Annotated in this window: 11 protein-coding genes and 5 tRNA genes; all 16 read left to right on the top strand. The window is 49.4% G+C overall.

Annotated features, from left to right (window positions below; translation table 11 throughout):
• Positions 1–377: 377 nt before the first annotated feature.
• A complete protein-coding gene (murB, locus tag AEST_RS13110) occupies positions 378–1388 on the top strand; it encodes a UDP-N-acetylmuramate dehydrogenase (RefSeq protein WP_008609618.1) in 1011 nt (336 codons plus the stop codon).
• Complete coding sequence (gene birA, locus AEST_RS13105; protein WP_008609617.1) at positions 1375–2358, top strand: bifunctional biotin--[acetyl-CoA-carboxylase] ligase/biotin operon repressor BirA; 984 nt, start codon at positions 1375–1377, stop codon at positions 2356–2358. Before murB ends, birA begins: the two co-directional genes overlap by 14 nt.
• Positions 2358–3050, top strand: a complete 693-nt coding sequence (locus AEST_RS13100; RefSeq protein WP_008609616.1) for a type III pantothenate kinase — start codon at positions 2358–2360, stop codon at positions 3048–3050. The genes birA and AEST_RS13100 overlap by 1 nt, the downstream gene beginning before the upstream one ends.
• Before the next feature lie 111 nt (positions 3051–3161).
• Positions 3162–3237: transfer RNA gene (locus tag AEST_RS13095), tRNA-Thr, on the top strand.
• A gap of 5 nt (positions 3238–3242) precedes the next feature.
• Positions 3243–3327, top strand: a tRNA-Tyr gene (locus AEST_RS13090).
• Between the two features lie 31 nt (positions 3328–3358).
• Positions 3359–3433: transfer RNA gene (locus AEST_RS13085), tRNA-Gly, on the top strand.
• A 13-nt stretch (positions 3434–3446) separates the two neighbouring features.
• Positions 3447–3522: transfer RNA gene (locus AEST_RS13080), tRNA-Thr, on the top strand.
• 75 nt (positions 3523–3597) lie between these two features.
• Positions 3598–4782: an elongation factor Tu gene (gene tuf / locus AEST_RS13075; protein WP_008609615.1), complete on the top strand. Its 1185-nt coding sequence runs from the start codon at positions 3598–3600 to the stop codon at positions 4780–4782.
• 161 nt (positions 4783–4943) lie between these two features.
• A tRNA-Trp gene (locus AEST_RS13070) sits at positions 4944–5020 on the top strand.
• Positions 5021–5102: 82 nt separating this feature from the next.
• A complete protein-coding gene (secE, locus tag AEST_RS13065; protein ID WP_008609614.1) occupies positions 5103–5477 on the top strand; it encodes a preprotein translocase subunit SecE in 375 nt (124 codons plus the stop codon).
• A 3-nt stretch (positions 5478–5480) separates the two neighbouring features.
• A complete protein-coding gene (gene nusG / locus AEST_RS13060) occupies positions 5481–6020 on the top strand; it encodes a transcription termination/antitermination protein NusG (protein WP_197408409.1) in 540 nt (179 codons plus the stop codon).
• A gap of 121 nt (positions 6021–6141) precedes the next feature.
• Positions 6142–6570: a 50S ribosomal protein L11 gene (gene rplK, locus AEST_RS13055; RefSeq protein ID WP_008609611.1), complete on the top strand. Its 429-nt coding sequence runs from the start codon at positions 6142–6144 to the stop codon at positions 6568–6570.
• A gap of 3 nt (positions 6571–6573) precedes the next feature.
• On the top strand, positions 6574–7275 hold the full coding sequence (rplA, locus tag AEST_RS13050) for a 50S ribosomal protein L1 (RefSeq protein ID WP_008609609.1): 702 nt from the start codon (positions 6574–6576) through the stop codon (positions 7273–7275).
• Between the two features lie 273 nt (positions 7276–7548).
• Complete coding sequence (gene rplJ / locus AEST_RS13045; protein ID WP_008609608.1) at positions 7549–8043, top strand: 50S ribosomal protein L10; 495 nt, start codon at positions 7549–7551, stop codon at positions 8041–8043.
• Positions 8044–8104: 61 nt separating this feature from the next.
• Positions 8105–8470, top strand: a complete 366-nt coding sequence (rplL, locus tag AEST_RS13040) for a 50S ribosomal protein L7/L12 (RefSeq protein WP_008609607.1) — start codon at positions 8105–8107, stop codon at positions 8468–8470.
• A gap of 172 nt (positions 8471–8642) precedes the next feature.
• A complete protein-coding gene (gene rpoB, locus AEST_RS13035; RefSeq protein WP_008609606.1) occupies positions 8643–12668 on the top strand; it encodes a DNA-directed RNA polymerase subunit beta in 4026 nt (1341 codons plus the stop codon).
• Positions 12669–12713: the final 45 nt, after the last annotated feature.

Raw genomic sequence — 12713 nt, 5'->3', positions numbered from 1 at the left:
AGTGGGGCTTTTTTATTGGCTGCGATTCTGACGCGGTGTACTGCTCGAGCAGGGCGATACCATGCGACAAATTCGCCGGGAGCGAATTTGGACAGCTTTAGCTGGCCGCGAAGCGGCGAACCCCACGGAGGGGGGGAGCAAAGTAGTACACCGCGGAATCCCACGCCAGCCACAGCGGTGGCATTGCGAAACACGTCCTGTGTTTCGCCCTTCGGGCCTGCCTGCGGCAGTCCAAAAACGCTCCCGGCGTTTTTGTATAGAATCGTCAGTACTATCTGGCATCTGCAACCAATCCTTTCCTGCCAAAGCCGCAATAAATTTGCGCTTGCGGCGGGGGTTCTTTAAAATTGCCGCTAATTCACAACCATGGTTTTGCTATGCAACTTCTTCGTCAGCAAGCAGCTGAACAGTACTCAAGTTTTCGCCTGCCTTATCAACTCGACCAGGTATTTCTCGCCGCCGATATCGCGGATCTTATGCAATTTAGCGGACCGGATTATCCAACAGTATTAGGCGAGGGTACCAATACTATCTTTTTGGCGACGCAGCATAAGCCGGTGTTACGCTATCTTGCTAAGGGAATAAGCCAACACGCCGATACTGAGCATGTTCTGTTACACGTTGAAGCTGGCCATAACTGGCATCAACTGGTCAGTTGGACGGTAGAGCAGCAATTATGGGGCCTGGAAAACCTGGCTTTAATACCGGGCTCGGTGGGCGCAGCGCCGGTACAGAATATTGGGGCTTATGGTGTCGAGCTCTCAGATCGCTGTAGCTACGTTGATTTCTACGACTGGCAGCGCCGTGAAGTAGTACGGATACCAGCATCGGAGTGCCAGTTTGCTTATCGTGATAGCATTTTTAAACAGCAATTACAGGGCCGCGGCGTAATAGTGGCCCTTGGCCTGACGCTATCACGCCAGCCTTTGCCAGTGCTGGATTATCCCGGCTTAAAAGCGTTACCAAAAACAGCCAGTTTGCAGCAGATTTTCGAAACGGTTATCCAGATCCGGCAAAGTAAGCTTCCTGATTACCGGCAGCTGCCCAATTGTGGCAGCTTCTTTAAAAACCCTGTTATTACTGAGCGTCAGTTTCAACTTATACGCCATGGCTATCCAACACTGCCAGGCTATCCACAAGCAGACGGTGTCAAGGTACCTGCTGCCTGGCTAATAGAGCAAGCTGGTTTCAAAGGCGTGGTAGTTGATAACGTCGGCTGTTATCAGAAGCAACCGCTAGTCATTGTGAATTATGGCCTGGCTGATAGCGCACCTTTACTGGCTTTAATCGCTACCATTCGTAGTACCGTGATGCGGCACTTCGCTATTGAGCTTGAACCTGAAGTCAGATTGCTCAATAGCGCTGGACAGCACCATGTCCCAGCCTAACTTACAGCTACAACGTCAGTTGCTGGCTTTACTTGCTGACGGCAAGTTTCACTCAGGTCAGCGTCTGGCTGAACGTTTTGGTTTAAGTCGTACTGCAATTGCCAATAACCTGCAGCAGTTAAGTCAACTCGGGTTAGATATCTTTAAGCTAAGAGGCAAGGGCTATGCACTCTCCAGCCCATTGCAGCTATTAGATGCGGCAGTGATCCGTAGCTTACAGTGTAATGATGCTCCGGAGATCCGCGTGCAGCATATTACTGACTCTACCAATGCGCAGCTACTGGCACTGATCCAGGCCGGTAAGCCGTTACAGCCGGGGCAAGTGATCGTGGCCGAGGCGCAAACCGCTGGAAGGGGGCGCCGTGGGCGGCAATGGTTTTCGCCCTTTGGTAGCAGTCTATACTTTAGTTGCTATTGGCGATTGGAGCAGGGGATCCCCGCTGCAATGGGATTGAGCCTGGTCGTCGCCTGCGCATTGGCTGAGCTGTTGCAGCAAGATTATCAGGTGCCAGCGCAAGTAAAATGGCCTAATGATTTATACATCAACGGGGCAAAGGCTGCCGGCATTCTGGTTGAGTTGGCAGGGCAAGCGGATGCGGTGTGTGAGTTAGTCATTGGCATAGGCTTAAATATTCGTTTGCCGCAGCTGGCAGACCAGAGCATCGACCAACCATTCACCGATCTTCAATCTCACGCCACAGCAACGGTTGACCGCAATGTGCTAATTGCCCGTTTGCAGCAACATCTAATTGGTGCTCTGGAGCTGTTTAACGCTGCGGGCTTTGCACCCTTTCAGCAGCGTTTTAATCAGTTTGATCTCTATGCCGGTAAAGCAGTTAAACTCAGTGGTAGCAAAGAGATCAGCGGCATTTGTCGTGGTGTGGATCAACAAGGTGCCCTGCTTCTTGAAACTGTCGCAGGCTTACAGGCGTTTTATGGCGGAGAGCTCAGTTTAAGAGGAGCAACCTGATGCAGCTACTATTGGATCTGGGAAACAGCCGTTTAAAAGCCGCACTATATCAGAACGGCCAGTTCCAACAGTTGGCATTCGATTCCGTTGCTGGCTTGCTTAAACTACCTGTTACTGCGGCTTACCTGAGCAGCGTAGCAACAGAGCAGAAAACAACGGAGCTGTTACAGGGTCTGCAAGCGGCAAATTTTCCAACGGTGCAATTGCATACCGAGGCCAGTGCCTTTGGCTTGATAAATAGCTATGTTGAACCACAACGACTTGGTGTTGACCGCTGGTTAGCGATGCTAGGTGCTTATCGCTCTTATCCGGCAGACCGTCAGTTAATCGTCGACGCCGGAACTGCTGTGACCTTTGATTGGTTGGAGGCAAATCGTCATCTGGGTGGGTGGATCTTGCCCGGATTACAATTACAGCAGCAAGCATTACTAACTCAAACCGCGCGGGTACATAAGGCGCAGCAGCTGATGCCAAACCTCGCCCCGGGCTGTTCTACCAGCGCCGGTGTCGAAAACGGCGCTTTGGCAGCAATAATAGGTGCAATCCGTTTGGGCTGGCAAACAACACCGGCACAACAGCTGGTGCTCACTGGTGGTGATGCCGAACTGTTAAAAAGCTATCTGCCTGATCTGCCAGTGTTGGTTGATCCCTTTTTGTTATTTCGGGGTATTGCGCAATACATCGACAATTAAAAGCTGTTTTGGCTAGCATTTAGCCACTTGGCTAAGAAAATCCGCTTTTTTCGTGTTTTTCTGTTGCGCGACTTTCCGCATTCCACTAGAATTCGCACCCACTGACGTAGTGCCGCTTTAGCTCAGTTGGTAGAGCAACTGACTTGTAATCAGTAGGTCATCCGTTCGACTCGGATAAGCGGCACCATTAGTGGAGGGGTTCCCGAGTGGCCAAAGGGATCAGACTGTAAATCTGCCGGCACTGCCTTCGAAGGTTCGAATCCTTCCCCCTCCACCATCTTCGTCAGGAGAATAGCTACGAGAAGGCCGCGGGCATCGTATAATGGCTATTACCTCAGCCTTCCAAGCTGAAGATGCGGGTTCGATTCCCGCTGCCCGCTCCAATAAGATCACAATGCTGATATAGCTCAGGCGGTAGAGCGCGTCCTTGGTAAGGACGAGGTCCCCAGTTCGATTCTGGGTATCAGCACCATCTTGCAAGCCTCCCTCGTAAGCATTACAATGCTGATTTTTCAATCACCGCCGTTTTGTTTAATAAGGGTTACTTATGGCTAAGGCTAAATTTGAACGCGTAAAACCGCACGTAAACGTAGGTACAATCGGCCACGTTGACCACGGTAAAACTACACTGACAGCTGCTATCACTAACGTATTAGCTAAGCACTACGGCGGTCAGGCATTTGCTTTCGATCAAATCGACAAAGCACCGGAAGAAAAAGCCCGTGGTATCACGATCAATACTTCACACGTAGAATACGACACACCAACGCGTCACTATGCACACGTTGACTGTCCAGGTCACGCTGACTACGTTAAGAACATGATCACTGGTGCAGCCCAGATGGACGGCGCTATTCTGGTAGTAGCGGCGACAGACGGCCCAATGCCACAAACGCGTGAGCACATCCTGTTATCACGTCAGGTAGGCGTACCGTACATCATCGTGTTCATGAACAAGTGTGACATGGTAGATGACGAAGAGCTGTTAGAGCTGGTAGAGATGGAAGTGCGTGAGCTGCTGTCAGACTACGACTTCCCAGGTGATGACCTGCCAGTAATCCGCGGTTCAGCGTTAAAAGGTCTGGAAGGCGATGCCGAGTGGGAAAAGAAAATCCTGGAGCTGGGCGAAGCACTGGATACTTATATCCCAGAGCCAGAGCGTGCTATTGATAAGCCGTTCATCATGCCAATCGAAGACGTATTCTCAATCGCGGGCCGTGGTACAGTAGTAACAGGCCGTGTAGAGCAAGGTATCATCAAAGTTGGTGAGACAGTAGAAATCGTAGGTATCAAAGACACTGTTGCTACTACCTGTACAGGTGTAGAGATGTTCCGTAAGCTGCTGGACGAAGGTCGTGCGGGTGAGAACATTGGTGCGCTGTTACGTGGCACCAAGCGTGAAGACGTAGAGCGTGGTCAGGTACTGGCGAAGCCAGGTTCAATCAAGCCACACACTAAGTTCGAAGGCGAAGTGTACGTACTGTCAAAAGAAGAAGGTGGTCGTCACACGCCATTCTTCAAAGGCTACCGTCCACAGTTCTACTTCCGTACCACTGACGTAACAGGTGCGGTAGAGCTGCCAGAAGGCGTAGAGATGGTAATGCCAGGTGACAACCTGAAGTTCACCGTAGAACTGATCTGCCCAATCGCGATGGACGAAGGTTTACGCTTCGCAATCCGTGAAGGTGGTCGTACAGTAGGTGCAGGCGTAGTATCTAAGATCATCGCCTAAGTCATACTGTTGTACAAAGAAGGCTCCGTAAGGGGCCTTTTTTGTCACTATTTCGCCATCGAAACACCATTCAGGGTGCAAGCCAAGCTTGTTTTAGTCTGCTGAGACAGTATAATGAGCGGCTATTTAACGACAGTGTTGCGAGTCGTTGGTAACTTTACAGGGGCATAGTTCCAATTGGTAGAACAGCGGTCTCCAAAACCGATGGTTGGGGGTTCGAATCCCTCTGCCCCTGCCAAATTTCGCGCCCGGCAGTAAGCCGGGGCTATTATGTTAAGTTTGTGAATAACATAATTAAGTTTAATTAAGTGAGTGGAAGCATGAGCGCAGTAAGCGAAACACCAAAAAGCGGATTAGACCTGGTCAAGTGGCTGTTAGTTGTCGTTATCCTGTCTCTGATCGTAGTTGGTAACTATATTTATGAGTTGTCGACCTTAGAACGGGCCATTGCAATAGTGGTGCTAGTCGCTGCTGCCGGTTTTATTGCCGCGCAAACCACCAAAGGTAAAATTTTCCTGAATTTCGCCAAAGAATCCCGTACTGAAGTTCGCAAAGTAGTATGGCCAACCCGCCAGGAAACGATGCAAACGACATTAGTGGTGATTGTTGCGACCATTATTATGGGTCTAATTCTATGGGGACTGGATGCCATTTTATTGCGCGTCGTCTCATTCTTTACCGGACTGGGGATTTAAGTCATGGCAGGAAAAATGCGTTGGTATGTCGTTCAGGCGTTCTCTGGGTTTGAGCAAAAGGTTGCCACCTCGCTGCGCGAACATATCAAGATCCATCAAATGGAAGATAAATTCGGTGAGGTATTAGTACCCACCGAAGAAGTGATTGAAATGCGCGCCGGTCAAAAGCGTAAGTCAGAGCGTAAATTCTTCCCTGGCTACGTGCTGGTGCAAATGGAAATGTGTGAAGAGGCCTGGCACTTAGTGAAAAGTGTGCCGCGGGTATTAGGTTTTATTGGTGGTACTTCAGATCGTCCGGCACCTATTTCAGAAAAAGAAGCCATGACTATCCTGAATCGCCTGCAAGACAATGCCGATAAACCGAAGCCGAAAACATTGTTCGAAGCCGGTGAAGTGGTGCGGGTAACTGAAGGTCCGTTTGCTGACTTTAATGGTGTGGTAGAGGAAGTTGACTACGAAAAGAGCCGCGTAAAAGTGTCGGTGTTAATTTTCGGTCGCGCGACACCAGTAGAATTAGAGTTCGGTCAAGTCGAGAAGGCTTAATAATAAGCTTGTAACGGGGCGCAGATTAAAATATAATCTGCGCCCTTTTTATCGTAAGGGAAGCCGTTTGAGTAAGTGTCCTCGCACTTACAAGGCAAAGACCCACTAACAGAGGTGAAACATGGCAAAGAAAGTCACTGCACTTATTAAACTGCAGGTAAAAGCCGGTATGGCAAACCCGTCGCCACCAGTTGGTCCGGCGTTAGGTCAGCACGGTGTTAACATCATGGAATTCTGTAAAGGCTTCAACGCCCGTACAGAGAGCCTGGAAAAAGGCATGCCTATTCCAGTTGTTATCACAGTATATAGCGACCGTTCATTCACATTTGAAACCCGCACTCCACCAGCGTCTTTCTTATTACTGAAAGCTGCTGGTCTGAAAGGTGGTTCAAGCCGTCCAAACACCCAGAAAGTTGGTAAAGTTACTGCTGCTCAGATCGACGAGATCGTGAAAGTAAAACAACCAGACTTAACAGCTGCGGATCACGCTGCTGCCGTGCGTACTATCGAAGGTACTGCACGTTCAATGGGCTTAGTGGTGGAGGGCTAATAGATGGCTAAATTAACTAAACGCGCTAAGTTAATCCGTTCTAAAGTTGATTCAACTCGCGAATATGAGATCAACGAAGCTGTTGCGCTGTTAAAAGAATTATCAGCTGGCAAGTTCGTAGAAAGCGTTGACGTAGCAGTTAACCTGGGTATCGATGCCCGTAAATCTGACCAGAACGTACGTGGTGCTACTGTACTGCCGCACGGTACTGGCCGTACTGTTCGTGTTGCTGTGTTCACCCAGGGTGCTAACGCAGAAGCGGCTAAAGCAGCCGGTGCAGACATCGTTGGTATGGAAGACTTAGCTGAACAAGTTAAGAAAGGCGTTATGGATTTTGACGTTGTTATCGCTTCTCCAGATGCGATGCGCGTTGTTGGTATGCTGGGTCAGATCTTAGGTCCTCGCGGCCTGATGCCTAACCCGAAGACCGGCACTGTTACTCCTAACGTTGCTGAAGCAGTTAAGAACGCTAAAGCAGGTCAGGTACGTTACCGTAACGACAAGAATGGTATCATCCATTCAACCATCGGTAAGCTGGATTTCGACGCTGACAAGCTGAAAGAAAACTTAGAAGCCTTACTGGTTGCGCTGAAGCGTGCTAAGCCTTCAGTAGCTAAAGGTGTGTATATCAAGAAAGTGACTATTTCTTCTACACACGGTGCAGGTTTAACCCTGAGCCAGGCTTCGTTAAGCGCTGCTGTTTAAGCGCTTTACAGCTAAGGGCAGGTTAATTTATAATCTCGCCCTCTTTTTTCGGGTAGAAGCGGTTGTTGTTTAGGCAATTAATCGCTTCCGTCCAAGACCGTAGGTGTTACGCTGTTTCGATAGCCGTAACTTAATAAACCAACCTACGCAGACGGTGTAGGCCCCAGAACGAATTATATTCTTCTGGTCTCACCGTAAATCGCGCGCTGGCAACCGTCAGCGATGTGTAGGCAACCGAACATTATGTTCGGATGAACCAGGAGTTAAGAGCCAATGGCTATTAAGCTTGATGACAAAAAAGCAATTGTTGCTGAAGTCCAGGAAGCTGCCAAAGGTGCTTTATCTGCGGTAGTCGCAGACGCTCGTGGTGTCACTGTAGGCAAAATCACTGCGCTGCGTAAGCAAGCGCGTGAAGCAGGTGTATGGGTAAAAGTTGTCCGTAACACCTTAGCTCGCCGTGCAGTAGAAGGCACCGAGTTTGAGTGTCTGAAAGATGTATTCGTAGGCCCGACTTTAGTTGCGTTTTCTAAGGAGCACCCAGGTGCTGCAGCGCGGATCTTCAAAGATTTCGCGAAAGAAAACAAAAACTTCGAGCTGAAAGGTGCAGCTTTTAATGGCGCCACAGTGAACGTTGAACTGTTAGCCTCGTTACCAACTTACGACGAAGCTATCGCACGTTTAATGAGCACTATGAAAGAAGCAGCAGCCGGCAAACTTGTACGTACAATTGCCGCGGTTCGCGACCAAAAACAAGAGCAAGCCGCGTAATTTTACGTTTGGTTTGATAAAGTTTAATCGGGCCAAGGCCCACAATTTAGGAATCTGAGCAATGTCAGTGACTAAAGAGCAAATCTTAGATGCAATCGCAGCAATGTCTGTAATGGAAGTTGTTGAATTAGTATCTGCAATGGAAGAGAAGTTTGGTGTTTCTGCCGCCGCTGCCGTAGCTGTTGCTGCTGGCCCAGCTGCTGCTGTTGAAGAGCAAACTGAGTTCACCGTAGTTCTGGCTGGTGCCGGCGCTAACAAAGTAGCTGTTATCAAAGCAGTTCGCGGTGCTACCGGTTTAGGTCTGAAAGAAGCTAAAGACCTGGTTGAAAGCGCTCCAGCGCCAATCAAAGAAGGTATCTCTAAAGCAGAAGCTGAAGCCCTCAAGAAAGAACTTGAAGAAGCTGGTGCATCTGTTGAAGTTAAATAATCTGGTGCAAACCAGATTAGCTGCCTGAATTTCAGGCCGGGCTGGTGATGAATTAATCACCGGCCTTTTTGCGCTGTGGGACAATGATTTCCCCACCCCTCTAGTTATCGTGTCTGGTAACTAAAACCACCGAAAAGTGGTTGGGAAAAAAATCAGCAAGCTGAGGAACCCCATGACTTACTCTTATTCTGAGAAGAAACGTATCCGTAAGGACTTCGGCAAACGTCCGGAAGTATTGGATGTGCCATACCTGTTGTCGATTCAGATCGAATCATTCAGCAAATTTATCGAGCCAGATCCGGAAGGTGAATACGGTTTGGAAGCCGCATTCCGCTCTGTATTTCCAATCAAAAGTTATTCAGGCAGCGCCGAATTACAGTACGTAAGCTACCGCATTGGGGAACCCGTGTTTGACGTCAAAGAATGTCAGATCCGAGGTGTGACCTACTCAGCGCCGTTACGGGTGAAGCTGCGCATGGTGTTATTCGATAAAGAAGCACCAGGCACCATCAAAGACATCCGTGAGCAGGAAGTCTATATGGGTGAAATCCCATTAATGACCGAGAACGGTACCTTTGTTATCAATGGTACTGAGCGGGTAATTGTTTCTCAGCTGCACCGCAGTCCAGGTGTATTCTTTGACCATGACCGTGGTAAAACTCACTCCTCAGGCAAAGTACTGTATAACGCTCGGGTCATTCCATACCGTGGTTCCTGGTTAGATTTTGAATTCGACGCCAAAGACAGTCTGTTTGTGCGGATTGACCGTCGCCGTAAATTACCTGCGACCATTTTGTTGCGTGCTTTAGAATTCAGCACCGAAGAAATTCTGGCTACTTTCTTTGAGAATACCCGCTTTGATATCAAAGACGGCAAGATTCTGATGGAAGTAGTACCAAGCCGTCTGCGCGGTGAAACAGCAGCTTTTGATATTAAAGATAACGATGGCGAAGTGATCGTAGAACAAGGCCGTCGTATTACTGCCCGTCACGTCCGTCAGTTAGAGAAAACTGGCTTAACGATGATGGAAGTACCACATGAATATGTGGTAGGTCGGGTGCTGGCGAAAAATTACGCTGACCGTTCAACCGGAGAGATTATTGCCGAGGCGAACGCAGAGCTCACACTGGAGCTGTTAGCAAAACTAAGCAAAGCCGGCTACGACAGTTTTGAAACCCTTTATATTAACGATCTGGATCAGGGTGCCTATATCTCTGAAACTTTACGGATCGATCCAAGCAGCAACCGGATGGAAGCGCTGGTAGAAATCTACCGTATGATGCGCCCGGGTGAACCGCCAACGCGCGAAGCTGCTGAAACCTTATTTGAAAATCTGTTCTTCTCTGAAGATCGTTACGACTTGTCTACAGTAGGCCGGATGAAGTTTAACCGTCGGGTTAACTTCGAAGAGGGCGTAGGTACTGGCGTACTCAGCAAAGAAGATATTCTGGCGGTAATGAAAGTCCTGATCGACATCCGTAACGGTAAAGGCGAAGTGGATGATATCGACCACTTGGGTAACCGCCGCATCCGTTCAGTCGGTGAAATGGCTGAAAACCAGTTCCGCGTTGGTTTAGTACGTGTTGAGCGTGCTGTGAAAGAACGTCTGTCGTTAGGCGATTTAGACGCAGTAATGCCACAGGATCTGATCAACGCCAAGCCAATCTCTGCTGCGGTGAAAGAGTTCTTCGGTTCCAGCCAACTGTCACAGTTTATGGATCAGAACAACCCGCTGTCAGAAGTGACGCACAAGCGCCGTATTTCTGCCCTTGGCCCAGGCGGTTTAACCCGTGAGCGCGCCGGTTTCGAAGTTCGTGACGTACACCCAACGCACTATGGTCGGGTTTGTCCTATCGAAACACCTGAAGGTCCGAATATCGGTCTGATTAACTCGTTATCGATCTTCGCTCAGACTAACGAATATGGCTTCCTGGAAACGCCATACCGCCGGATTGAAAATGGCGTGGTGACTGACGAAGTAGATTTCCTGTCGGCGATTGAAGAAGGTAACTTTGTGATCGCTCAGGCCAACGCTGAGTTAGACGAGAACAACCGTATCGTTGAAGGCTTAGTACCTTGCCGCTTTAAAAACGAATTTACGCTGATGCCATCATCGGACGTTCAGTATATGGACGTTGCACCACAGCAGATCGTATCTGTTGCCGCTGCTTTGATCCCGTTCCTGGAACACGATGACGCTAACCGGGCACTGATGGGCTCGAACATGCAACGTCAGGCGGTACCAACACTGCGCGCTGATAAGCCGTTAGTCGGTACCGGTATTGAGCGCGTGGTAGCGAAAGACTCAGGTGTTACCGTAGTGGCGAAACGTGGTGGTACTGTTGACTATGTTGACGCCAGCCGTATCGTGATCAAGGTAAATGAAGATGAAATGGTACCAGGCGAAGCCGGTATCGATATCTACAACCTGACCAAATACACCCGTTCGAACCAGAACACCTGTATTAACCAACGTCCTTGCGTTAACCACGGTGAGCCAATTGAGCGTGGCGATGTGTTGGCTGACGGTCCTTCTACCGACTTAGGTGAACTTGCCTTAGGTCAGAACTTACGCGTGGCATTCATGCCGTGGAACGGTTACAACTTCGAAGACTCGATTTTGTTATCTGAGCGTTTAGTGCAAGAAGATCGCTTAACCACCATCCACATTCAGGAATTAAGCTGTATCGCTCGTGATACCAAGCTTGGGCCTGAAGAAATCACTGCCGATATTCCAAACGTGGGTGAGTCTGCCCTGTCGAAGTTGGATGAAGCCGGTATCGTTTATATCGGTGCGGAAGTGAAGGGTGGCGATATTCTGGTTGGTAAGGTCACACCTAAGGGTGAGAGCCAGTTAACACCGGAAGAGAAGCTGTTACGCGCCATCTTTGGTGAGAAAGCCTCTGATGTAAAAGACACCTCACTGCGGGTACCAAACTCAGTAACGGGTACTGTTATTGACGTACAGGTATTTACCCGTGACGGCGTTGAGAAGGATAAGCGCGCCCGTGAAATCGAGGAAATGGAAATCAAACAGGCTAAGAAAGACCTGAATGAAGAATTCCGTATCCTGGAAGCCGGTATCTTCAGCCGTGCCCGTAACCTGCTGGAGCAAAGCGGTTTTGAGCGTAGCAAGATCGATGGCTTAAAAGGCGACGCGCTGTTTAACTTAAGCCTGTCGGATGAAGATAAGCAAAACGACCTTGAACAGCTGGCTGCCCAGTACGAAGAAATTCGTATCGAGTATGACAAGAAGTTTGAAGCCAAGCGCCGTAAGATTGTACAGGGCGATGACTTAGCACCTGGCGTGCTGAAGATCGTTAAGGTGTATCTGGCGGTGAAACGTCGTATTCAGCCAGGCGATAAGATGGCCGGTCGTCACGGTAACAAGGGTGTGATCTCGACTATCGTCCCTGTGGAAGATATGCCATATGACGAGAAAGGTCAGCCGGTTGATATCGTACTGAACCCACTGGGTGTACCATCGCGGATGAACATCGGTCAGATCCTGGAAACGCACTTAGGCTTAGCGGCCCGTGGTATCGGCGACAAGATCGACGCCATGATCAAAGAGCAGAAAGAAACGGCGGAAATCCGTGACTTCCTGAAGAAGGTGTATGCGCTGGGTGAATCACGTCAGAACGTGGATATCGAGAGCTTCAGCGACGATGAAGTACGCCGTTTAGCCGAGAACCTGCGTAAAGGCTTACCTGTAGCAACGCCGGTGTTTGATGGTGCCAAAGAGTCAGAAATCAAACAACTGCTGGAGCTGGGTGACCTGCCGTCAAGCGGTCAGATCACGCTGTATGATGGCCGTACCGGTAATACTTTCGAGCGGAAAGTCACGGTTGGTTACATGTATATGCTGAAGCTGAACCACTTGGTTGACGATAAGATGCACGCCCGTTCTACCGGTTCGTACAGTCTGGTTACTCAGCAGCCGCTGGGTGGTAAGGCGCAGTTCGGTGGTCAGCGCTTCGGTGAGATGGAAGTGTGGGCGCTGGAAGCTTACGGTGCGGCATACACTTTACAAGAAATGCTTACCGTTAAGTCTGACGACGTCAACGGTCGTACCAAGATGTATAAGAACATCGTTGACGGCGACCACAGAATGGAGCCTGGCATGCCAGAATCTTTCAACGTATTGATGAAAGAAATCCGTTCGCTCGGTATTAATATCGAATTGGAAGAGGAATAAACCGACCTTGTGTTGGCGGGGCAGTGAACTGCCCCATTCCGGTTT

Source organism: Alishewanella aestuarii B11 (assembly GCF_000280055.1).
Taxonomy (GTDB): Bacteria; Pseudomonadota; Gammaproteobacteria; order Enterobacterales; family Alteromonadaceae; genus Alishewanella; species Alishewanella aestuarii.
This window is presented reverse-complemented; position numbering and strand designations above follow the sequence as displayed.

What these genes read in the sequence shown, in the direction of transcription:
- murB (WP_008609618.1), top strand. Translation starts at nt 378, where the DNA reads ATGCAACTTCTTCGTCAGCAAGCAGCTGAACAGTACTCAAGTTTTCGC.
- birA (WP_008609617.1), top strand. Translation starts at nt 1,375, where the DNA reads ATGTCCCAGCCTAACTTACAGCTACAACGTCAGTTGCTGGCTTTACTT.
- AEST_RS13100 (WP_008609616.1), top strand. Translation starts at nt 2,358, where the DNA reads ATGCAGCTACTATTGGATCTGGGAAACAGCCGTTTAAAAGCCGCACTA.
- tuf (WP_008609615.1), top strand. Translation starts at nt 3,598, where the DNA reads ATGGCTAAGGCTAAATTTGAACGCGTAAAACCGCACGTAAACGTAGGT.
- secE (WP_008609614.1), top strand. Translation starts at nt 5,103, where the DNA reads ATGAGCGCAGTAAGCGAAACACCAAAAAGCGGATTAGACCTGGTCAAG.
- nusG (WP_197408409.1), top strand. Translation starts at nt 5,481, where the DNA reads ATGGCAGGAAAAATGCGTTGGTATGTCGTTCAGGCGTTCTCTGGGTTT.
- rplK (WP_008609611.1), top strand. Translation starts at nt 6,142, where the DNA reads ATGGCAAAGAAAGTCACTGCACTTATTAAACTGCAGGTAAAAGCCGGT.
- rplA (WP_008609609.1), top strand. Translation starts at nt 6,574, where the DNA reads ATGGCTAAATTAACTAAACGCGCTAAGTTAATCCGTTCTAAAGTTGAT.
- rplJ (WP_008609608.1), top strand. Translation starts at nt 7,549, where the DNA reads ATGGCTATTAAGCTTGATGACAAAAAAGCAATTGTTGCTGAAGTCCAG.
- rplL (WP_008609607.1), top strand. Translation starts at nt 8,105, where the DNA reads ATGTCAGTGACTAAAGAGCAAATCTTAGATGCAATCGCAGCAATGTCT.
- rpoB (WP_008609606.1), top strand. Translation starts at nt 8,643, where the DNA reads ATGACTTACTCTTATTCTGAGAAGAAACGTATCCGTAAGGACTTCGGC.